Origin of the sequence: uncultured Gemella sp., from assembly GCF_963529685.1 — a bacterium.
Lineage (GTDB): Bacteria > Bacillota > Bacilli > Staphylococcales > Gemellaceae > Gemella.
Window position 1 is genome coordinate 1 of record NZ_CAUSAI010000030.1, and the last position, 21,252, is coordinate 21,252.

General features: G+C 33.4%; 36 protein-coding genes. All 36 read left to right on the forward strand.

The features are described from left to right. A partial coding sequence (locus RWS90_RS05480) for an FtsX-like permease family protein (RefSeq protein ID WP_314549389.1) occupies window positions 1-578 on the forward strand: 578 nt, incomplete at its 5' end. Window positions 579-798: 220 nt separating this feature from the next. Further along, window positions 799-1,833, forward strand: a complete 1,035-nt coding sequence (locus tag RWS90_RS05485; protein ID WP_314549391.1) for a YdcF family protein — start codon at window positions 799-801, stop codon at window positions 1,831-1,833. A gap of 338 nt (window positions 1,834-2,171) precedes the next feature. Further along, entirely contained in the window at window positions 2,172-2,669 is a 498-nt protein-coding gene (gene tadA / locus RWS90_RS05490; RefSeq protein WP_314549392.1) for a tRNA adenosine(34) deaminase TadA, read from the forward strand. 278 nt (window positions 2,670-2,947) lie between these two features. Then, window positions 2,948-3,763 (forward strand): methyltransferase domain-containing protein, encoded by an 816-nt coding sequence (locus RWS90_RS05495; protein ID WP_314549395.1) that lies wholly within the window; start codon window positions 2,948-2,950, stop codon window positions 3,761-3,763. A 37-nt stretch (window positions 3,764-3,800) separates the two neighbouring features. Further along, window positions 3,801-4,082 carry a hypothetical protein gene (locus RWS90_RS05500; protein WP_314549398.1) on the forward strand — a complete coding sequence of 94 codons (282 nt, stop codon included), beginning with the start codon at window positions 3,801-3,803 and terminating at the stop codon, window positions 4,080-4,082. Between the two features lie 66 nt (window positions 4,083-4,148). Further along, window positions 4,149-5,198 carry a competence protein CoiA family protein gene (locus RWS90_RS05505; protein WP_314549401.1) on the forward strand — a complete coding sequence of 350 codons (1,050 nt, stop codon included), beginning with the start codon at window positions 4,149-4,151 and terminating at the stop codon, window positions 5,196-5,198. A 12-nt stretch (window positions 5,199-5,210) separates the two neighbouring features. Then, complete coding sequence (gene dprA, locus RWS90_RS05510; RefSeq protein ID WP_314549402.1) at window positions 5,211-6,101, forward strand: DNA-processing protein DprA; 891 nt, start codon at window positions 5,211-5,213, stop codon at window positions 6,099-6,101. Window positions 6,102-6,118: 17 nt separating this feature from the next. Next, window positions 6,119-6,802, forward strand: coding sequence for a hypothetical protein (locus RWS90_RS05515; protein WP_314549404.1), 684 nt, complete (start codon window positions 6,119-6,121; stop codon window positions 6,800-6,802). Window positions 6,803-7,085: 283 nt separating this feature from the next. Beyond that, window positions 7,086-7,289 (forward strand): CapA family protein, encoded by a 204-nt coding sequence (locus tag RWS90_RS05520; RefSeq protein WP_314549406.1) that lies wholly within the window; start codon window positions 7,086-7,088, stop codon window positions 7,287-7,289. After that, complete coding sequence (locus RWS90_RS05525; protein WP_314549407.1) at window positions 7,240-7,452, forward strand: hypothetical protein; 213 nt, start codon at window positions 7,240-7,242, stop codon at window positions 7,450-7,452. The genes RWS90_RS05520 and RWS90_RS05525 overlap by 50 nt, the downstream gene beginning before the upstream one ends. A 124-nt stretch (window positions 7,453-7,576) precedes the next feature. Beyond that, entirely contained in the window at window positions 7,577-8,227 is a 651-nt protein-coding gene (locus RWS90_RS05530) for a nitroreductase family protein (RefSeq protein ID WP_314549409.1), read from the forward strand. A 211-nt stretch (window positions 8,228-8,438) separates the two neighbouring features. Beyond that, window positions 8,439-9,104 (forward strand): HAD family phosphatase, encoded by a 666-nt coding sequence (locus RWS90_RS05535; protein WP_314549411.1) that lies wholly within the window; start codon window positions 8,439-8,441, stop codon window positions 9,102-9,104. A 78-nt stretch (window positions 9,105-9,182) separates the two neighbouring features. After that, window positions 9,183-9,569, forward strand: a complete 387-nt coding sequence (locus RWS90_RS05540; RefSeq protein ID WP_314549414.1) for a hypothetical protein — start codon at window positions 9,183-9,185, stop codon at window positions 9,567-9,569. A 355-nt stretch (window positions 9,570-9,924) separates the two neighbouring features. Beyond that, a complete protein-coding gene (rpsJ, locus tag RWS90_RS05545) occupies window positions 9,925-10,233 on the forward strand; it encodes a 30S ribosomal protein S10 (protein WP_003147624.1) in 309 nt (102 codons plus the stop codon). Between the two features lie 19 nt (window positions 10,234-10,252). Further along, window positions 10,253-10,915 carry a 50S ribosomal protein L3 gene (gene rplC, locus RWS90_RS05550; protein WP_003144195.1) on the forward strand — a complete coding sequence of 221 codons (663 nt, stop codon included), beginning with the start codon at window positions 10,253-10,255 and terminating at the stop codon, window positions 10,913-10,915. Between the two features lie 32 nt (window positions 10,916-10,947). After that, window positions 10,948-11,571, forward strand: coding sequence for a 50S ribosomal protein L4 (gene rplD, locus RWS90_RS05555; RefSeq protein WP_048802796.1), 624 nt, complete (start codon window positions 10,948-10,950; stop codon window positions 11,569-11,571). Continuing rightward, window positions 11,571-11,852 (forward strand): 50S ribosomal protein L23, encoded by a 282-nt coding sequence (rplW, locus tag RWS90_RS05560; RefSeq protein WP_003144216.1) that lies wholly within the window; start codon window positions 11,571-11,573, stop codon window positions 11,850-11,852. Before rplD ends, rplW begins: the two co-directional genes overlap by 1 nt. A 35-nt stretch (window positions 11,853-11,887) precedes the next feature. Further along, complete coding sequence (gene rplB / locus RWS90_RS05565) at window positions 11,888-12,718, forward strand: 50S ribosomal protein L2 (protein WP_003147626.1); 831 nt, start codon at window positions 11,888-11,890, stop codon at window positions 12,716-12,718. Between the two features lie 87 nt (window positions 12,719-12,805). Further along, window positions 12,806-13,084: a 30S ribosomal protein S19 gene (gene rpsS / locus RWS90_RS05570; RefSeq protein WP_003144310.1), complete on the forward strand. Its 279-nt coding sequence runs from the start codon at window positions 12,806-12,808 to the stop codon at window positions 13,082-13,084. 33 nt (window positions 13,085-13,117) lie between these two features. Beyond that, entirely contained in the window at window positions 13,118-13,453 is a 336-nt protein-coding gene (gene rplV / locus RWS90_RS05575) for a 50S ribosomal protein L22 (protein ID WP_003144105.1), read from the forward strand. A 51-nt stretch (window positions 13,454-13,504) separates the two neighbouring features. Continuing rightward, window positions 13,505-14,158: a 30S ribosomal protein S3 gene (gene rpsC, locus RWS90_RS05580; RefSeq protein ID WP_314085910.1), complete on the forward strand. Its 654-nt coding sequence runs from the start codon at window positions 13,505-13,507 to the stop codon at window positions 14,156-14,158. Between the two features lie 3 nt (window positions 14,159-14,161). Beyond that, window positions 14,162-14,587 carry a 50S ribosomal protein L16 gene (rplP, locus tag RWS90_RS05585; protein WP_003144099.1) on the forward strand — a complete coding sequence of 142 codons (426 nt, stop codon included), beginning with the start codon at window positions 14,162-14,164 and terminating at the stop codon, window positions 14,585-14,587. Continuing rightward, complete coding sequence (rpmC, locus tag RWS90_RS05590; RefSeq protein ID WP_003147630.1) at window positions 14,587-14,796, forward strand: 50S ribosomal protein L29; 210 nt, start codon at window positions 14,587-14,589, stop codon at window positions 14,794-14,796. The genes rplP and rpmC overlap by 1 nt, the downstream gene beginning before the upstream one ends. Before the next feature lie 15 nt (window positions 14,797-14,811). Beyond that, window positions 14,812-15,075: a 30S ribosomal protein S17 gene (gene rpsQ / locus RWS90_RS05595; protein ID WP_003144356.1), complete on the forward strand. Its 264-nt coding sequence runs from the start codon at window positions 14,812-14,814 to the stop codon at window positions 15,073-15,075. A 39-nt stretch (window positions 15,076-15,114) separates the two neighbouring features. After that, entirely contained in the window at window positions 15,115-15,483 is a 369-nt protein-coding gene (gene rplN, locus RWS90_RS05600; protein WP_003144098.1) for a 50S ribosomal protein L14, read from the forward strand. 37 nt (window positions 15,484-15,520) lie between these two features. Beyond that, window positions 15,521-15,826 carry a 50S ribosomal protein L24 gene (gene rplX, locus RWS90_RS05605; RefSeq protein ID WP_003144415.1) on the forward strand — a complete coding sequence of 102 codons (306 nt, stop codon included), beginning with the start codon at window positions 15,521-15,523 and terminating at the stop codon, window positions 15,824-15,826. Window positions 15,827-15,857: 31 nt separating this feature from the next. Further along, window positions 15,858-16,397, forward strand: a complete 540-nt coding sequence (gene rplE, locus RWS90_RS05610) for a 50S ribosomal protein L5 (protein WP_314085905.1) — start codon at window positions 15,858-15,860, stop codon at window positions 16,395-16,397. A 21-nt stretch (window positions 16,398-16,418) separates the two neighbouring features. Continuing rightward, a complete protein-coding gene (gene rpsN, locus RWS90_RS05615) occupies window positions 16,419-16,688 on the forward strand; it encodes a 30S ribosomal protein S14 (protein ID WP_003144337.1) in 270 nt (89 codons plus the stop codon). Window positions 16,689-16,720: 32 nt separating this feature from the next. Continuing rightward, entirely contained in the window at window positions 16,721-17,116 is a 396-nt protein-coding gene (gene rpsH / locus RWS90_RS05620) for a 30S ribosomal protein S8 (RefSeq protein WP_314085903.1), read from the forward strand. 23 nt (window positions 17,117-17,139) lie between these two features. Next, a complete protein-coding gene (gene rplF, locus RWS90_RS05625; protein WP_314549416.1) occupies window positions 17,140-17,676 on the forward strand; it encodes a 50S ribosomal protein L6 in 537 nt (178 codons plus the stop codon). A gap of 27 nt (window positions 17,677-17,703) precedes the next feature. Further along, complete coding sequence (rplR, locus tag RWS90_RS05630) at window positions 17,704-18,060, forward strand: 50S ribosomal protein L18 (RefSeq protein WP_314549418.1); 357 nt, start codon at window positions 17,704-17,706, stop codon at window positions 18,058-18,060. A 19-nt stretch (window positions 18,061-18,079) separates the two neighbouring features. Further along, entirely contained in the window at window positions 18,080-18,577 is a 498-nt protein-coding gene (gene rpsE, locus RWS90_RS05635) for a 30S ribosomal protein S5 (protein ID WP_314085901.1), read from the forward strand. Window positions 18,578-18,593: 16 nt separating this feature from the next. Continuing rightward, window positions 18,594-18,770: a 50S ribosomal protein L30 gene (gene rpmD, locus RWS90_RS05640; protein WP_314549419.1), complete on the forward strand. Its 177-nt coding sequence runs from the start codon at window positions 18,594-18,596 to the stop codon at window positions 18,768-18,770. 31 nt (window positions 18,771-18,801) lie between these two features. After that, window positions 18,802-19,242: a 50S ribosomal protein L15 gene (gene rplO, locus RWS90_RS05645; RefSeq protein WP_314406785.1), complete on the forward strand. Its 441-nt coding sequence runs from the start codon at window positions 18,802-18,804 to the stop codon at window positions 19,240-19,242. Between the two features lie 3 nt (window positions 19,243-19,245). Further along, window positions 19,246-20,550, forward strand: coding sequence for a preprotein translocase subunit SecY (gene secY / locus RWS90_RS05650; RefSeq protein WP_314549422.1), 1,305 nt, complete (start codon window positions 19,246-19,248; stop codon window positions 20,548-20,550). A gap of 5 nt (window positions 20,551-20,555) precedes the next feature. Next, window positions 20,556-21,209: an adenylate kinase gene (locus RWS90_RS05655; protein ID WP_314549424.1), complete on the forward strand. Its 654-nt coding sequence runs from the start codon at window positions 20,556-20,558 to the stop codon at window positions 21,207-21,209. Window positions 21,210-21,252 lie beyond the last annotated feature (43 nt).

The following is a 21,252-nucleotide window of genomic DNA, read 5'->3' on the forward strand; positions in this document are numbered from 1 at the left end:
TTTATCCAAAATCTTTCAATGATCGTGATAAAATAGCAGAAGTTATTAATAATTTTAATAAAAAAGTGGCTGAGAAATATGGTTCAGACAGCTCAGATTATCACAAATATAGTATCACATATGCGGATATGGCGAAGCAGATGACAACAATTATGTCACAGATGATTAATACAATTTCGTTAATCCTATCGGCATTTGCGGGAATTTCATTAATTGTATCATCTATTATGATAGGGATACTAACGTATGTATCTGTAGTAGAAAGAACGAAGGAAATTGGTATTCTTCGTGCAATCGGTGCTCGTAAAAAAGATATTACAAGAATCTTTATCGCAGAAGCAGGATTAATTGGATTTATTTCAGGAACTGTAGGTGTAGTGGTGACTATGCTTCTATCTATTCCTATTAGTAGAGCTGTTGCTAAGGGATTAGAAGTGGAGAGTTTCACAGCGTCATTAAATGCTCAAGCATCAATAGGGTTAATAGCTCTTAGTTTAGTACTAACGCTTATCGCAAGTATTATTCCATCGAGAATAGCAGCGAAGAAAAATCCAGTAGAAGCGTTGAGAACGGAATAATAAATAATATGAGGAATAGTAGATTACGGTATAATCGAAAAATTGAGAAAAAGTGCAACTTTCGATAGTTAAATCTAATGTTCCTCGATTTTTATATTTGTTGTGTGGATAATTGTAAAAGAAGAATTACAGATGGTTATTGTTGATATTTAAGTGCGATTGACATGTCTGTTAGTTTACAATATAATCTATAATATAAATATATAAGTGGGAGGTTTTTATGATAATAGGTTCGTTTATAGTTTTTGTAGTATTTCTGTTCCTGTTTTTATTGGTTTTGTATTTCGACAGAAGAAATTTATTTCTAGGGATATTTTTTATAGCTACAGGTTTGAGTTTTATTTTTTATGTAATGGCACTTATCACTAATAATGCGGCAGGTAATAAGTTTGTTTATAATTTGGGTGTAGTATTACTTTTTATAGCGGTGGTAATATTCACTCTCCTTCCAATTGTAGTAGTAATTATGTTTTTATTCAATTCGTTTATGCTTATTAGAAGAGAAGGATTAAGGATTGGGAATCTACTGAGTCTAGCTACGTTCTTCTTTCTGGTAGGTTATTTTATATATTGGCCACGCGTTGCTGATTATACTTATGGTAATCTAACATTGAGTGCACTTTATTCTTATGTAGGATTAGTAGTATTGTATTTCTTGTGTATAGCAATGTCTTACTTAGTATCTAGTGTTCTAAATATCATTAATATTTTACCGAGAAAGATTGATTATGTGGTAGTCTTAGGTGCGGGATTGATAGGTGAGAGAGTAACTCCACTTCTTGCTAGTAGAATAAGAAAAGGGATAGAAGTTTATAAAGCAAATCCTGGAAGTAAACTAATCATGTCGGGAGGTCAAGGTCCTGATGAAATAGTATCGGAAGCCTTTGCGATGAAAAATTATGCTCTTGAGCAGGGGATTGATGAGAATGATATAATTCTAGAAGATAAATCAACTTCTACCGAAGAAAATATTATTTTTTCGAAGAAATTTATTCCAGCTGATAAAAGTTTCGCTGTGGTGACGAATTATTATCACGTCTACCGAGCATTAGTCCAAGCAAGAACTTTAGGTTTTAGATGTATTGGTTATGGAGCACCGACAAAATTCTATTTTACGCTAAATGCCTTCATTAGAGAATTTATTGGATATCTATATTTCAAAAGAAAAATACACGCTATAGTTCTAGGGATGCTGACATTCTTGTTTATAGCCATAATTATATTTTTAAATGTATATTATTGGCTTAATGGTTAATAATAAAATCATAAAATAATATTTCGTAATATGAAATTAATAGAAACAATTTAATAAAAACTCGAGAAAACCAACTTAATTAAGATTGGAATTTTCGAGTTTTTTATTATTTGATTTTAGGTGCGGGGATTATCGTTTCAGATAAAACTTAATTTTTAGAAAATAAAACAGTGTTTGATAAAAACAAATAGTATAATGTTGATAATTAGATGCTTATCGAGAGAATACCTATAATCATATACATGAGGTGATAAAAATGAATAAGATACTAATTTAAATTGCTATTGATAATTTCGTAACTTACCACCCCCGATAATTTCTAAATATGATATAATAAAATGAACATAATATTTGTGGAAGGATGTAGTGGTGTGAAAGATCATTCTTATTATATGGAGATGGCATTAGAAGAGGCGCGGAGAGCTTACGCTAAAGGGGAAATCCCTATTGGAGCTGTGTTGGTTATTGATGATAAGGTCGTTGCGAAGGCTCATAATACTCGTGAAGAAAATCAACAGGCATTGAATCATGCAGAAATGTTAGTTATTAAAGAAGGCTGTGAGAAGCAAGGTTTTTGGAGACTTGATAATAGTTATTTATATACTACTGTTGAGCCTTGTGTTATGTGTAGTGGAGCAATTGTTCAAGCTAGAATTGAAAATGTTATTTATGGTGCGAGTGACCCTAAATATGGTTGCTGTGGTAGTTGCATTGATTTAGTGGGTGAGAATAAATTTAATCATCGGGCTAAGGTTATCTCTGGAGTGTTAGAAGAAGAGTGCTCTATGCTTATGAAGAATTTTTTTAAAGAGTTAAGAGATCGAAAAAAGGAATAACAATTTAATATATTTATAAATTTAAAATTTATAGAAAATTAAACATAAAATAATAAAAAATATTAATATATAAATATAATGACGATAAAAGTATTCTGTACGAAACTGTCGTCATTTTTTGTTTTAAAGTATGGTAATAAAATAAATAATCACTTGCAGAGAATAAAGTTTATAAGAAATCTGAAGAAGGCGAAAATTTCTAATTTTTCAACTGTTTTTCGCTATCATTATTTTAAAAAATTTGATACAATAATCATAGAAAGTATAGAGGAGTTCTAATGAAAATAGAGAATGTAATAAAGAAGTTTAATCGGAAGAAAATATACTTATGTCCTAAGTGTTTATCCGAATCATATATAGAAAATATTAGTTTAGTTTGTGGTGATAATCACCGCTATGATTTTTCTAAAAAAGGATATATTCATTTGATTAATAACTACAAACCGACAAAATACAGTGAAGAGCTATTTATGGCTCGTAACGAGGTTTTTAGTAACGGTTTTTACACAAATGTATTAAAAAACATTCAAAATTTAGTAGGAAAATATGCTAAAGATATTGTGCTAGATATAGGATGTGGGGAAGGATATTACATCAAGGAATTAAAAACAGTATTTCCTGAGAAATATTTTTACGGTTTGGATAATAGTAAGGATGCGATAGAGCTTGCTGTTAAAGAGGATAAATTAAACCCTTATATGGTAGCTAACTTAGCTAATCTACCTTTTAAAGATGGTAGTGTCTCGTGTATTCTTAACATATTGACACCAGCTAATTATGAGGAGTTCTTCAGAGTGTTAGGCGATAATGGATACTTGATAAAAATTATTCCAAATGCAGATTACCTAAGAGAAATTAGGGAGTTGATTGGTGGGAAGGAATACACAAATAGTGATACTGTGAAATTGATTGAAGAAAATTGCAAGATTGTGGATAGGATAAAGGTAAGTGACACCTTCCAATTAACTAAGACGCAAGCTGTGAGTTTTCTTAAGATGACACCTTTAACATTTTCTAAAGAAATTATAGATTCCTATATTGATCAATTAAAAGAAATTACGATAGATTTAGAGATTTTAGTTTGTAAAAAATAGACTAGTAAATAAAGAGAGGACAAAGGAGGGTTATGATATGGATACAACAAAATATGATCGTGTTGTTGAAGTTAAAAAATATATAAAAAAACCATGGACAACAGGTTGTCTTGATTTTTCTATAAAAGATGAAAGTACATATATTATGAGAGAGGCTAGTATTCGTCAGACAAATTACTATTTGTGTAAAAAAGATGATAAAGTATATTTAGTGGATAGTGATAACCATAAAGATGAAATAAGCTGGGTGAATCTAGATAAGTTTGTTGAAATAGAAGAAGGTGATGCAACCTATAGAAGGTATAGGGTATTAAAGTAAAATGACAATTGAATAAGAAGCCGTTAGATGTAGTTTGTAAGTGTAGTACAAAAAAGGAGAAATATTATGTACGTAGCATACGATAGTAAGGATGAAGTTTTTAATGCGTTGGATAATGATATAGAAAAAAATAAGGAGTATCATTGTCCAATATGTGGGGGCAAGGTTATATTTAAAAAAGGAGTAAAGATTCAATCACATTTTGCACATGCTAAAAACTGTTCTTGTGAGTTTGAAACATATAAGAAAGAAAGTAGTGAGCATTTAGAGGCGAAGAAGGATCTTTATGAGCATTTTAGAAGAAAATATCGTAATGTGGAAGTCGAACATATTTTTAAAACAGGGGAAAAAAATGATATTCAAATAGCAGATGTTTTTATTAAAGATAATAGCATTGCTTTTGAGTATCAAAGGTCGGTTATTCCTTTTGAACTTATCAAAGCTAGAACTAAAGGGTACATGAAGGCAGGATTAAAATTAATTTGGTTAATAGACACAAACAAATTTATAAAAGAGTTGAAGAGTTATGATGGTATAAGCTATATTAGGTATGCGCCATTTGTGGATAATTTTTTGAATTATTATCAAGGTAAGGTATTCTTTTATGGTTGGGATAATATAAATAAAAAATTTGAATTTTATCAAATTTGGGCTCATAATTTGAAAAAAAGAAATGCTGTTTGTATAAAGACTTCATTAAGTATTGATGAGTTTGATGTACCGCTAGACTTGAAACTATTAGATAAAGACTTAACGTCAAAAATATATCCATCTGATGTTGAAAATTATGTATATGAACAAATTAAATATGATAAAACTGTAAAAAATAAAGTTTTGAGTATGTTTTATAATCAGCATATTGAGTTGAATAATATACCTGAAATTATAGGTGTTAATATGCTGGAACAAGTCCTTATAAGAACACCGCTTATTTATTGGCAAGGTTTGATGTATAGGTTCTACAAAGAAGGTAAGAGTTACTCGGAACTTATAAGAATAATGAGTAATATTATAGAATTTAAAGATAGTATTTATATCAATAATGTTCAACAAGGGGAAGTTTTCTTAAAAGTATTTAAAGAGTATTACGCTTTATTAGTTGAAAATGTAAAATAAGAGGATAAAATTATGGGGGAGTATATTGAAAGTTTTACAGATGAACAAAAAAGAGTGTTACTTTCTTTAATAGCTATAGAGAAAGTTACAACTTTAAAGATGCATAGGGTATTTAAAGATTTAAATAGTATAGAAAAGATTTTAAAATTATCTATACCGGAGTTAGCTATATATTTTGGAGATAATGCTGAAGAGATTTATACTAAGCTTCATAATAATATGGACTTTGATTTTAAGAGTTATTTCGAATTTTATAATGTGAAATATATGTTTTGTGATGATGTGTATTATCCGAAGGAATTATTTAGGATTTATGATTATCCGTTCGTTATATTTTATAGAGGTAATAAAGATTTACTGCTGTTTAGAAGAAAGATTTCTATAGTGGGGAGCAGAAATAATACGTCATATTCTAATGATGCTCTCAATAGAATAGTGCCATATTTAACGATGAATAATTTTGTAATAGTAAGTGGTCTTGCGACTGGGGTTGATAGTCTTGCTCATGAGGGGGCTATAAATAGCAAAGGATACACTATAGGTGTAATAGCTCATGGGCACAATATTATTTATCCAGAACAAAGTTATAAACTCTATAAAGAGTTAGAAAGAAACCATCTTATTATATCTGAGTATTTCCCAACTTCTCCTATTAGAAAATATAAGTTTTTAGAAAGAAATAGGATTGTCGCTGGATTGTCATGTGCACTTTTAGTGACGGAAGCAGCGAAGAGAAGCGGAACACAAAGAACGATAGATTTTGCCTTGGATATAGGTTCTGATGTATTCTGCCTACCGGGGAAATTTGGCGATAAGATGAGTTATGCAATGAATGAGTACATTAAAGAGGGGGCGATACTTGTAAATAAATTAGAGGATTTTGGTAATGAATTAGGATTTTAGTGTAGATATTTGAAAGGATGATTAGAGTGACAGATATCTTATTTATTAATCCACTAGGTTGGGATAGATATATTTGGGCGAGAGTCTTAGAAAATATGCCAGACCAAACCTTTGATTTTATTGAATTTACCGAAGAGAGTTTTAAATCTATATCAAAAAAGGAAATTGAGAAGGTACTATTAAATAAAATGACAAAAGTAAAAAGAGGGGGTTATATTGTAACTGCTTCTTATGGTACGGTCGTTTTACTTAACGGTTTAGAGATTTTTAGTGAGTACCTTGATGGTGTTAATTTAATCATCATTGAGGGCTTAGAACCTATACCTCCTGAATCGGTGTTAAAAACATATTTTGAACCAGAGATAAAGTTCACTAGTAAAGAAGAATATCTATCAAAGACACTTAGTGTAGAAGAGATGCAAGATGAGTTTTTAGTGGAGTTAATCCTAAGAAAACTTAGAAAAGAAGGTAGTGAATATATGGTAAGACCGAACTCGCAGATAGAGTATGATTATTTATCTTTATATGCGGGGGTAGATAATTTACAACTATTAAAAAGAAGTAGGAATGTATTTAATAAACTTATAGTTTTTTCTTATTTCAAATTGGTAGGGATGAATTATAAACAAATAGAGGAGTCAGATCATTTGCTTATGGTTACAAAACCGGAAATGATCCTGGAAGTATTATTAGGGAAATAGAGAATTATGATATATTTTATAAAGAAGAATGTAATGATGTGTGTAAGGAATGCATTGTTATTACGATATAAAATTATTGTTTAAAGCAAGTAGCTGATTGAGATATTATTAGCTACTTGTTATTATGTGGAATAGAAAATCTTATTTAGGGGGGAGTAGAAGCATTGAGGAAAGTATTATTGTATGTGTTAGGGATGCTTAGCATTTGTGGTATATTTTTTGGTATATATTATCTGAGTTTAACGGATAAAGAGGGAAATTTTTTTAAAAAAAGGATACTGATGTGAAAACCGCGTGTGTAGTTGTAAATGGAGATATTCTTGTTCATGCCGCGTTGTATTATACTGCTAAGAAGGAAGATGGAGGATATGATTTTAATTCCTATTTTGAGTATGTTAAACCTTGGATAGAAGGTGCGGATTTGGCGATAGGAGACTTTGAGGGGGATATTAACGACTGTTATCAGATTGGTGGATATCCGAATTAACGGTAAGGTTATGAGTGGGCAGGAGTTGTATGACTATAAAATTATGGTGCTTGAAGACTTTATTGAAGGAGGGAAACTTCGAGATAAATTGGATGATAAGATGAAGAGAAAAGTGAATCTTTCGTATAAAGAAATAACAGCTTTTGTTGATTTAAAGTGGTAATATTTTTAAAAGGAATTGTACGTTGATATTTTGTTAAGTACTTTTATTGAAGCCTATTGTTTGATAATACTTCTCAAGTATAGTAAAATTATTGAGTTAATTACTTGTAGAAGGAGAAAATCTAGTGAGAGAATTTTTTAGAACTCTATTAGGAAAGAAAAGTCCAGAGTTTTTTGATGTAATAAAAGGAAGAAAATCGGTTAAGTATTTTGATCCGAATAGTAAAATAAAGCGTGAAGAAATAATAGAAATGTTGAATGAAGCGAATACAGCTCCTTCATCTTGCAATTTGCAACCATGGAGATACATTGTTGTGGATACGCAAGAGGGTAAAGAGAAATTAGGTAGTGCTAATTTTAATAAAATTCAAAATGATACTTCTGCAGCAATGATTATTGTATTAGGTGATTTGAATTATTATAGCAAGTTTGATGAAATATATGGAGAAGCTGTAGAAAAAGGCTACATGACAAAAGAAGTTAAAGATGGTTTTGAGGAAGGTATGGGTCCTCAGTTAGAAAGTTTACCACTTGATAAGAATAGAGAAGGTATCTATTTTGATTGTGGGCTTTGGACTATGCAGTTTGCAAATATTGCCCGAGCAAAAGGTTATGACACTAATATTATAGGTGGTTTCATAAGAGAGCAAGTAGCGGAATTATTTGAACTAGAAGAGAATTTGATTCCAGTAATGCTTATAGCGCTAGGGAAAAAAGAAAAAGATGGGAGACCTACAGTAAGGTTAAGAGCAGAAAAATTGGTTAGATTTGAATAGGTTAAGCGAAAGTACTAGATTTATGTAGTTTTTAAATATATTTCTTAGAAGTAATAAAACAATTAATAAAGAGTGGTTTGGTGGTATTGATATTGAAGATGTTGATGCTTTCTAACTGCTCTTTTGTTTTGAGTCCATATTATTTTGATTTTTTTCGGTTACATTATAAAATAGTAAGTATATGTATAGATGATAAAAAAGGAGATTTGTAGTGAATAAATTAGAAGCGGTAATTTTTGATTTTGATGGAACAATAGTAGATACAGAAAAGGTATATTATGAAAATATGCGCGATTTAACAGAGGAAGTGTTAGGTCAAAAACTTGATAAAATGGATTATATACAGAATGTTTCTGGGACAAATGAAGAAACTAGTAAAAGATATTATAATAAAAAATATAGCATGTCTAGTAAGGAATATGATAAATTTGAAGAAGAAATAACAAAACGTATATTGGATAATTATCATAATGCTCCTGTATTGCCGGGAATTGCTGAAGTGATGGAATATCTTCATGATAAAGGTATTAAGATGGCTGTAGCTTCAAATGGGAAAAGAGAACATATTGGAACTGGGCTTCAAAGAAAAGGTTTTGACAAATATATTTCTGCTATTGCTACAAAGGAAGATGTGGTTAATCCTAAACCTGCTCCAGATATTTATTTGTTGGCTGCAGAAAAGTTAGGCGCTGATATAAAAAATACGATAGCTATAGAAGATTCACGTCCGGGGGCGTTAGGAGCTGCATCATCAGGAGCGACACTTATAGTTCAAACGAATGATATAACTAAGTATATGGATTTCTCGGGTGTAGATTATAAATATAAGGATGTAGATCTTGTTGAAACGATAAAAGCAATTGTTGAGGGGGATTAGTATACAAAAACTGTGTAGCGGAGTATAATAAGAATATTAAGAGTAATCTTAAAATCAAATATACACAGGGAGACAGTTATGTATACGTCTAATTTAAAAATTAAAGAAGGTTTTACTTCGCATGCAACAACGCCACTTGGTGGAGATTATAAAATGTTTATAGAAGAAAGTAAAGATGGTCCGATGGATTTATTCGCTACTGCATACAATGGTTGTGTTAGTATGTGTGCAAAAGGTTACTTTTTCAGAGCGTATGAATTAGTAGACTTGGTAATTGAGACTGAATTAGTGGTAGATTATGATAATAAAAAAATCGTGGCTAATGTTCATGTTGATAGAACAGAAGATCAACTTGCTTCAGGAGATAGACAAGGAGTATTAGATAATATTAAACTTCGTTGTAAAGTGTCGCATTTATTATCGAATGATTTAGAAATTCAATATAATATTTTACCGTTAAAATAAAAATGTAATTAGAAAAACTTAGGGTGATAAATTCTAAGTTTTCTATTTTTTTTATTGATTAAAAATATTTTTTCTTCTATATAATATAGATAAAATTAGAAGAGAGAAATGGGGAAAAATAGAATTTAAAAAATAGAAAACATATTCATAAATTTTTTTAAAATTTTTTAACAAAACACTTGCAATATATGCTTTTACCATGTATAATAATTAATGTTGGTCTTGAAAAAGACTTGCGTTGAAGCGAAAGGTTACTGACACGCCCGGCCGCTTTGCCATGGCATGGCGTGCTGGAGAACTTTCGTGGAGAAGTCGCTACTAGATAGCGGCGAATAAATGTATAGGAGGAGAAATGATGGCAAAACAAAAAATTCGTATTCGTCTTAAAGGATATGATCACAGATTAGTAGATCAAAGTGCAGAGAAAATTGTTGAAACTGCAAAACGTTCTGGAGCAAAAGTTTCTGGACCAATTCCATTACCAACGGAAAAAGCAGTATACACAATCTTACGTTCAGTTCACATTTACAAAGATAGCCGTGAACAATTCGAACAACGTACACACAAACGCCTAATCGATATTATTGAACCAACACAAAAAACAGTTGACGCTTTAATCAGCTTAAACTTACCATCAGGTGTTGACATCGAATTAAAATTATAATTATAGGAGGTGACTTTCGATGACCAAAGGTATCTTAGGAAGAAAAGTAGGTATGACTCAAATCTTCGCTGAAAATGGAGAATTAATTCCAGTAACAGTAGTTGAAGCGAAAGGTAACGTCGTATTACAAAAGAAAACAGAAGAAGTTGAAGGATACAACGCAATCCAATTAGGATTCGACGACAAACGTCCTTACGATAAAGAACGTAAAGACCGTTTAGTAAAAGTTGCGAACAAACCTGAACAAGGTCACGCAGATAAAGCTAACACTGCTCCAAAACGTTTCGTACGCGAAATCAGAGATGCAGAAGTTGCTAATTATGAAGTAGGTCAAGAAGTCCAAGTTGATATTTTTGCAGCAGGGGACTTAGTTGACGTAACAGGAGTAAGTAAAGGTAAAGGATTCCAAGGGGCGATCAAGCGTCATGGACAAAGCCGCGGACCAATGGCTCACGGTTCTCGTTACCACCGTCGTCCTGGGTCAATGGGACCTGTAGCACCTAACCGTGTATTCAAAGGTAAAGCATTACCAGGTCAAATGGGTGGAGTTACAGTTACTACTCAAAACTTAGAAATCGTAAGCGTAGATGTAGAAAATGGATTAATCCTAGTTAAAGGATGTATTCCAGGATCTAAGAAAAGCTTCGTAAAAATCCAATCAGCAGTTAAATCTGGTAAATAATCGGAAAATATACGGAAGGAGGAAATTAGATAATGCCACAATTAGATTTATTTAAACAAGACGGTACTAAAGTTGGTGCAGTTGAAGCTAATGAAGCAGTATTCGGAATTGAACCAAATCAACACGTTTTATTCCAAGCTGTAACTTTACAAAGAGCATCACTTCGTCAAGGTACACACAAAACAAAAGGACGTTCTGAAGTTTCAGGTGGTGGTCGCAAACCATGGCGTCAAAAAGGAACAGGTCGTGCTCGTCAAGGATCTATCCGTTCACCACAATGGCGTGGAGGTGGAATTGTATTCGGACCTACACCACGTAGCTACAGCTTCAAAATGCCACGTAAAATGCGTCGTTTAGCATTACGTTCTGCTTTATCTTCTAAAGTAGCAGCTAACGAAGTATTTGCATTAGAAAGTTTATCATTTGATACAATTAAAACTAAAAACTTTAAAGAAATGTTATCAAACCTTAGCCTAGAGAAAAAAGTATTATTCGTAGTTACTGAACTAGAAGAAAATACTGTTTTATCAGGAAGAAATATTCCAGGAGTTGAATTCGTAGAAACAACTGGTCTTAACGTATTAGACATCTTAGGAAGCAACAAAGTTGTATTCACTAAAGATGCAGTAGAAAAAGTTGGGGAGGTATTAGCATAATGGAAGCACGCGATATTATCAAACGCCCAGTACTAACTGAAAAAAGTTATTTATTAATGCAAGAAAATAAATACACTTTCCTAGTAGACACACGCGCTCACAAAACTCAAATTAAACAAGCTATCGAAGAAATCTTCGGAGTTAAAGTTGAGAAAGTAAACGTAATGAACTACAAACCAAAATTCCGTCGTGTTGGAAGATACGGTGGATACACTAACAAACGTAGAAAAGCAATCGTTAAGTTAGCAGAAGGACAAACAATCGAAGGATTATTCGCTTAAGAATAACAAAAACCACTAAGGAGGAAAAATGACAAATGGCAATTAAAGTATATAAAGCTATAACTAACGGTCGTCGTAACATGACATCATTAGATTTTGCAGAAATTACAACTAACAAACCAGAAAAGTCATTATTAGCGCCGCTACCGAAAAAAGCGGGAAGAAATAACCAAGGTAAAATCACTGTTCGTCACCACGGTGGAGGACACAAAAAACAATACCGTATTATTGACTTCAAGAGAAATAAAGACAACGTACCAGCAAAAGTTGCTACAATCGAGTACGATCCAAACCGTTCAGCGAACATCGCTCTTTTACACTATGTAGATGGAGAAAAAAGATACATCATCGCTCCTAAAGAATTACAAGTAGGACAAATCTTAGTATCTGGTGAAACTGCTGATATTAAAGTTGGTAATGCATTACCACTAGCAAACATCCCTGTAGGGACATTAATTCACAACATCGAACTTAAACCTGGTAAAGGTGGACAATTAGTACGTTCTGCTGGAGCAAGTGCTCAAGTACTTGGTAAAGAAGGTAAATACGTATTAGTACGTCTTAAATCAGGAGAAGTAAGAATGATCTTAGCAACTTGCCGTGCTACAATCGGTGAAGTTGGTAACGAACAACACGGACTAGTAAATATCGGTAAAGCCGGTAGAACTCGTTGGTTAGGTAAAAGACCAACTGTACGTGGATCTGTTATGAACCCGAACGATCACCCACACGGTGGTGGTGAAGGACGTACTTCAATCGGACGTAAATCACCAATGTCACCATGGGGTAAACCTACTCTTGGTAAGAAAACTCGTTCTAAAAAAGCTCGTTCAAACAAATTTATCGTACGTGCTAGAACTAAATAATAAAATTAAACAAAGGTCAGTTGGTGAGGAGCAAGTGCTCTTTGCCAAAACCTTAAGTATGCAAAGTATCGGAAAGGAGATAACACAATGGCTCGTAGTTTAAAAAAAGGACCATTCGCTGATCACCACTTATTAGCAAAAGTTGAAAAAATGAACGAACAAGAAAAGAAACAAGTAATTAAAACTTGGTCTCGTCGTTCAACAATCTTCCCAACATTCATAGGACTTACTTTTGCAGTATATGACGGAAGAAAACATGTACCTGTATATGTGACTGAAGATATGGTAGGACACAAATTAGGTGAGTTTGCACCAACAAGAACTTACAAAGGTCACGTTGCAGACGACAGAAAAACAAGAAGATAATTTAGAAATTAGTAAAATCAAGGAGGCACATTCATGGAGTCAAAAGCAATCGCTAAGACAGTCCGCATCGCTCCTCGTAAAGTAAGACTAGTATTAGACTTAGTACGTGGAAAAAAAGTGGGCGAAGCATTAGGAATTTTAGAATTCACAACTAAATCAGCTTCTTTACCAGTAGCTAAAGTTATTAAATCAGCTGCTGCTAACGCTGAACACAACTATGGAATGAATGTAGAAGACTTAGTAGTATCACAAGCATTTGCAAATGAAGGACCAACTCTTAAAAGATTCCGTCCAAGAGCAAAAGGTGCTGCAAGTTCAATTAACAAAAGAACAAGTCACATCACTATCGTTTTAAGTGATAACAAATAATAAAAATTAAGAAATTATAAAAGCTAAACTAGTTAAAGGAGGCTACAAACTGTGGGTCAAAAAGTACATCCAATAGGCTTACGTGTTGGAGTTATTCGTGATTGGGATTCAAAATGGTATGCGGAAAAAGATTTCGCTGCTAACTTACACGAAGATTTCAAAATCCGTGAGTTCATCAGTAAACAATTAAAAGACGCTTCAGTTTCTAAAGTAGAAATTGAAAGATTTGATAAGAAAGTAAACATTTCAGTACACACTGGTAAACCAGGTATGGTTATCGGTAAAGGTGGTGCTGAGATCGATAAATTAAGATTAGAATTAAACAAATTAACTGGAAAAAGAGTACACATTAATGTAGTTGAAATCAAAAAAGTTGATATCGACGCTAAATTAGTAGCTGAAAACATTGCTCGTCAATTAGAAGCTCGTGTATCATTCCGTCGTGCTCAAAAACAAGCTATCCAAAGAGCTATGAGAGCAGGAGCTAAAGGAATTAAAACTCAAGTATCAGGACGTCTTGGTGGAGCAGATATCGCTCGTGCAGAACACTACTCAGAAGGTTCAGTGCCACTACACACATTAAGAGCAGACATCGACTACGCTCACGAAGAAGCAGATACAACTTATGGTAAACTTGGAGTTAAAGTTTGGATTAACCGTGGTGAAGTATTACCAACTAGAAAATCTGAAAAAGGAGGTAACTAATTTATGTTAATGCCTAAACGTGTTAAATATCGTCGTCAACACAGACAATCAACAAAAGGTAAATCTAAAGGCGGAAACGTAGTAGATTTCGGTGAATTTGGATTACAAGCTACTACTGCAGCAAGAGTTACTTCTCGTCAAATAGAAGCTGCTCGTATAGCGATGACTCGTTATATGAAACGTGGTGGTAAAGTTTGGATTAAGATCTTCCCTCACATGCCTTACACTAAAAAACCATTAGAAGTACGTATGGGATCTGGTAAAGGTGCAGTAGAAGGATGGGTTGCAATCGTTAAACCAGGTAGAGTGATGTTCGAAGTTGCTGGAGTAAGTGAAGAAGTTGCACGTGAAGCTCTAAGACTTGCATCTCACAAGTTACCTGTTAAATGTAAATTTGTAAAACGTGAAGAAACAGGTGGTGAAGCATAATGAAAACAAATGAATTCAAATCAATGATTAGAGAATTAACTTCACAAGAGTTAGAAGCAAAAATCAAAGAATTAAAAGAAGAGCTTTTCAACTTACGCTTCCAATTGGCAACTGGTCAATTAGAAAATACAGCTCGTATTAGTCAAGTTAGAAAATCAATCGCTCGTATGAAAACTGTTATTCGCGAAAGAGAATTAGCGAATAAATAATAATAGGAGGCAAACATGACTGAGAGAAATGATAGAAAAGTTTACGTTGGAAAAGTAGTTTCTGATAAAATGGATAAAACAATCACAGTTTTAGTTGAAACTTACAAAAAACATCCTCTATACGGTAAACGTGTAAAATATTCTAAAAAATTCAAAGCACATGATGAAAACAATGTTGCTAAATTAAATGATATCGTTAAAATAATGGAAACTCGTCCATTATCTGCAACTAAAAACTTCCGTTTAGTAGAAGTAGTAGAAGAAGCAGTTATAATCTAATAAAACTAGGATAAACCCTAAGAAGGAGGCAAAAAGCGCATGATTCAACAAGAAACACGCTTAAAAGTGGCTGATAACTCAGGAGCAAAAGAAGTTTTAACAATTAAAGTTCTAGGTGGTTCAGGACGTAAAGTTGCTAATATTGGTGACGTAATTGTATGTTCTGTTAAAAAAGCAACACCAGGTGGAGTTGTTAAAAAAGGTGAAGTAGTTAAAGCCGTAATCGTTCGTACAAAAACAGGAGCTCGTCGTAACGACGGTTCATATATTAAATTTGATGAAAATGCTTGTGTAATTATCCGTGATGATAAGAGCCCACGTGGTACACGTATTTTCGGACCAGTTGCTCGTGAATTAAGAGACGGTAACTACATGAAAATCGTATCACTAGCTCCAGAAGTATTATAATAAATAAAAGTACAGTAAAGAAGGAGGTTAACAAGAAATGTTCATTAAAAAAGGTGATAAAGTTGTAGTAATTACTGGTAAAGACAAAGGTAAAGTTGGTACAGTAATCGAAGCTCAACCTAAAAAAGATCGTGTTGTTGTAGAAGGTGTTAACATCATTAAAAAACACGTTAAAAATTCTCAAGATGCACCTCAAGGTGGAATCGTTGAAAAAGAAGCAGCAATTCACGTATCAAACGTAATGTTACAAGATCCTGAAACTGGAAAAGCAACAAGAGTACGTTTCGAAACAAAAGATGGTAAGAAAGTACGTATCGCTGTAAAATCAGGAAAAGAAATATAATAATAGTTGAAGAAAGGAGGCACTATTTTAGATGGCTCGTTTAGAAGATAAATTTAAATCTGAGATAACAAAAGAATTAATGACAAAATTTGAGTACAGCAGTGTAATGCAAGTACCAAAAATTGAAAAAATCGTAATAAACATGGGTGTAGGTGATGCTGTGCAAAACTCTAAAGCCCTAGACAACGCAGTAGCAGAATTAGCTTTAATTTCTGGTCAAAAACCATTAGTAACAAGAGCTAAAAAATCAATCGCTACTTACAGACTTCGTGAAGGTATGCCTATCGGGGCTAAAGTTACTTTACGTGGAGAAAGAATGTATGAATTCTTCGATAAATTAGTAACTGTAGCACTTCCACGTGTACGTGACTTCCACGGTGTTTCTAAAAAAGCATTCGATGGTCGTGGTAACTACACACTAGGTGTTAAAGAACAATTAATTTTCCCTGAAATTGATTACGATAAAGTAAGTAAAGTACGTGGTATGGACATCGTTATAGTAACAACAGCTAACACAGATGAAGAAGCTCGTGAGTTATTAACACTATGTGGTATGCCATTCGCAAAATAAGAAAGGTGAGGTAAAAGACACATGGCTAAAAAAGCAATGGTAGAGCGTGAATTAAAACGCCAAAAATTAGTTGACAAGTATGCAGCTAAAAGAGCGGAATTAAAAGCTAAAGGTGATTACATCGGACTTAGCAAACTTCCAAAAAACTCAGCTCCAGCTCGTTTACACAATCGTTGTAGCATTACTGGACGTCCTCACGGATACATTGGAAAATTTGGAATCAGCCGTATTAAATTCCGTGAATTAGCTTACAAAGGACAAATTCCTGGAGTTAAAAAAGCAAGTTGGTAATATATTAGTAGAAGAAAGGAGGATTTATCCTAATGACAATGACAGATCCTATCGCAGATATGCTAACACGTATTCGTAATGCTAACATGGTTAAACACGAAACATTAGAATTACCTGCGTCAAATATTAAAAAGCAAATTGCAGAAATATTAAAACAAGAAGGTTTTATCAGTGATGTAGAATACATCGAAGATAACAAACAAGGAAAACTTAAACTTACTCTTAAATACTCAAAAGGTGAAAGAGTAATTAAAGGAATTAAAAGAATTTCAAAACCTGGTTTACGTGTTTACGCTAAAGCAGATGAACTGCCAAGAGTATTAAACGGACTAGGAATAGCAATCGTATCAACTTCAAATGGAGTTGTAACTGATAAAGTTGCTCGTAAAAATAACACAGGTGGAGAAGTATTAGCTTACATCTGGTAATATTATAAGGAGGTGCCAATTAAATGTCACGTATAGGTAATAAAGTTATTACAGTACCTGCAGGGGTTGAAGTTAACATCGTAGATGGTTTCGCAACAGTTAAAGGACCTAAAGGTGAATTAAAACAACAATTTGATAAAGACATGACTTTCAACATTGAAGGAAGTGAAATCACAGTAGTACGTCCATCTGACTCTAAACGTCACCGTACAGTACACGGGACAACTCGTGCTGTCTTAGCAAACATGGTTGAAGGTGTATCTGCTGGATTCAAAAAAGAACTTGAATTAATCGGGGTTGGATACCGTGCTCAAATGCAAGGTAAAAAATTAGTACTAAGTGTTGGATATTCTCACCCAGTTGAATTCGAAGAAATCGATGGAATTACATTAGGTGTTGAAGGAAACACTAAAGTTAGTATCGAAGGTATTAACAAAGAAGTAGTAGGACAATACGCAGCTAAAGTTCGTGCAGTACGTCCTCCAGAACCTTATAAAGGTAAAGGTATTCGCTACGTTGGTGAATATGTTCGCCGTAAAGAAGGAAAAACTGGTAAATAATAGATAACAGAAAGGAGTGTTTCAAATATGATTACGAAACTTGATAAAAATAAAGTTCGTAAAAAAAGACACGCAAGAGTACGTGTTAAAGTTCAAGGAACTGCAGGAGTTCCACGTTTAAACGTATACCGTTCAAACACAAACATTTACGCACAAATTATTGATGACACTAAAGGTGTTACATTAGCACAAGCTTCTTCATTAAAACTTGAAAATGTTTCAAAATCAAGTGTAGAAGCAGCTAAAGAAGTTGGAAAATTAATCGCAGAAGTAGCTAAAACTAAAGGAATTGAAAAAGTTGTTTTCGACCGTGGAGGATACTTATATCACGGACGTGTTAAAGCATTAGCTGAAGCAGCACGTGAAAACGGACTTGTATTCTAATAAGGAGGGAAATAAGTAGATGCGTCAAGAAGAAATCAAAAAAGAATTTGAAGAACGCGTAGTTGCCATTCGCCGTGTAGCTAAAGTTGTTAAAGGTGGACGTCGTTTCCGTTTCTCTGCTTTAGTAGTAGTAGGTGACAAAAATGGTCGCGTAGGATTTGGTACAGGTAAAGCTCAAGAAGTACCAGATGCAATCAAAAAAGCAGTTGAAGCTGCAAAACATAACTTAATTACTGTACCAGTAGTTAATGGAACAATACCTCACGAAATCATCGGACAATTTGGAGCAGGTTCAGTATTAATTAAACCAGCTGCACCTGGTACAGGGGTTATCGCTGGTGGACCAGTTCGTGCCGTATTAGAATTATCAGGTATTTCAAATATCTTATCAAAATCTCTAGGTTCAAACACACCAGTAAACATGGTTCGTGCTACAATCGAAGGATTAACAAGATTACAAACAGTAGAACACGTAGCAGCTTTACGTGGTAAATCTGTGGAAGAATTATTAGGATAAGAGGAGGGAAAAGAACATGACATTAAAAGTAACCCTAACTCGTAGTACTATTGGTCGTCCAAAGAATCAAAGAAAAGTTGTAGAAGCTCTTGGTCTTAGAAAAATGCACCAAACAGTAGAACACAAAGATAACGCTGCGATTCGTGGAATGATCAACAAAGTTTCACACTTAGTAACAGTAGAAGAAAAATAAGAATTATTAATACAAGGAGGTGCTAGTCTAAATGAAATTACATGAATTACAACCAGTTGAAGGTTCTCGTAAAGAGCGTAACAGAGTAGGTCGTGGGATTGGATCAGGAAATGGTAAAACTTCAGGACGTGGTCAAAAAGGACAAAAAGCACGTAGTGGCGGTGGAGTTCGCCCAGGATTTGAAGGTGGACAAAACCCATTATTCAGACGTATTCCAAAACGTGGATTTAACAATGTAAATAGAAAAGAATTTGCAGTTATAAATCTTAACGACTTAAATAAATTTGAAGATGGTACTGTAGTATCACCTGCTCTATTATTAGAAACTAAAGTTATTAAAAAAGAACTTTCAGGTGTTAAAGTATTAGCTAACGGTAAATTAGAGAAAAAATTAACTGTACAAGCTCACAAATTCTCATCTTCAGCAAAAGAAGCTATCGAAGCAGCTGGAGGAGTTTGCGAGGTGCTATAATATATGTTTAGTGCAGCACTAAATTTATTTAAGGTTAAAGAAACTCGTAACAAAATCTTATTTACCTTATTCGGTATATTCCTATTCCGTATCGGTTCATATTTACCGATACCTGGAGTAGATGCTGATGTTCTTAAAAGTCAAGATGCAGCAGGATTATTCGGAATATTTAATACATTTGCAGGAGGAGCTTTACAACAGTTTTCTGTGTTTGCAATGGGTATCATGCCCTACATCACAGCCTCTATCGTAATTCAACTTATGCAAATGGATGTTATTCCTACATTAGCTGAGTGGTCAAAACAAGGTGAAGTAGGTCATAAAAAAACACAAAAATTAACAAGAGTCTTAGCAATTATTTTAGCTTTTATCCAATCGCTTATTATGTCGTATGGATTTAATAATGCGTATCATGGATTAATTAAAGATACTTCAATTCTAGGATTCATTACAGTAGCTATAGTTTTAACTGCTGGTACAGCATTATTACTATGGTTAGGTGATCAGATATCTCAATACGGTGTTGGTAATGGTGTTTCTATCATTATCTTAGCGGGAATTATTGCTCGTTTACCAATGGAATTCATTCAAGTTTATGAATCTCAAATTAAAGATGCTGAAAACCTTACATTAGCAATTTTAAAAATTGTTATTGTAGCAATCATTGTTATAGGAATCGTTGCTGCTGTTGTTTACATGCAAGAAGCAATACGTAAAATTCCTATTCAATACTCTCAAGCGAGAGCAGGTCGTAGAATGTTAGGAGCAAGATCAACTTACTTGCCTCTTAAAGTGAACAGTGCCGGGGTTATCCCAGTAATCTTCGCTATCGCATTCTTACAATTACCTAGAACTATTGCGATATTCGCACCTAATAACGAAAAGTTACAAAAAATTGTATCATATTTCGATTTCAGTCATGTTCTAGGATTAACATTATACGTAATATTAATTATTGCGTTCTGTTACTTCTATGTAATGGTTCAAGTTAACCCAGAAAAAATGGCTGATAATTTAAGAAAACAAGGAAGTTTTGTTCCAGGGGTTAGACCAGGTAAAAAAACTGAACAATACATTACAGGTATTTTATACAGACTAACGTTTGTAGGTTCAATATTCCTAGCAGCTGTTTCGGTTCTTCCAACAATATTCACAAGCATTGCTAAATTACCAGCATCTGTACAAATTGGTGGTACAAGTTTAATAATTGTTGTCAGTGTAGCGCTAGAGACAGTTAAACAACTTAATACTCAATTAACAGAGAAGAACTATAGAAGTTTTATTACAGGACGAAAAGGTGGTAAATAATTATGATGAATATTATTTTAATGGGATTACCAGGAGCGGGTAAAGGTACTCAAGCAGAGCAAATTAAAGTGAATTATCCAATTCCGCATATTTCAACAGGAGATATGTTTAGAGCTGCTATCAAAAATGAGACTCCGCTTGGAAAAGAAGCAAAAAGTTATATTGATAAAGGACAACTTGTTCCTGACAGTGTAACTATAGGATTAGTTGAAGAAAGATTGAATCAAGAAGATGCAAAAGAAGGCTTTTTACTTGACGGTTTTCCAAGAACAGTAGAACAAGCTGAAGCCCTTGATCAAATTTTAGCAAAAACTAATAGAAAAATCGATAAAGTATTAAATATCGATGTAGATCCAGCTATTCTGTTACCTAGATTAACAGGTAGAAGAATCTGTAAGCAATGTGGAAATACTTATCACTTAATTTTCAACCCTACAAAGGTTGAAGGTGTTTGTGATAATGATGGTGGTGAACTATACCAAAGAAGTGATGACAACGAAGAAACAGTTGGTAATCGCTTAGAAGTTAACATTAAACAAACAAAACCACTTTTAGACTTCTACAGTCAAAAAGAAGGTGTAGTTGAAAATGTTAATGGTGACCAAGACATCAAAGTAGTTTTCCAAGATGTACAAAATATATTAGACAAACTGAAATAGTCAGGGAGGAAAAGTATGGCAAAAGATGTCATTGAAGTAGAAG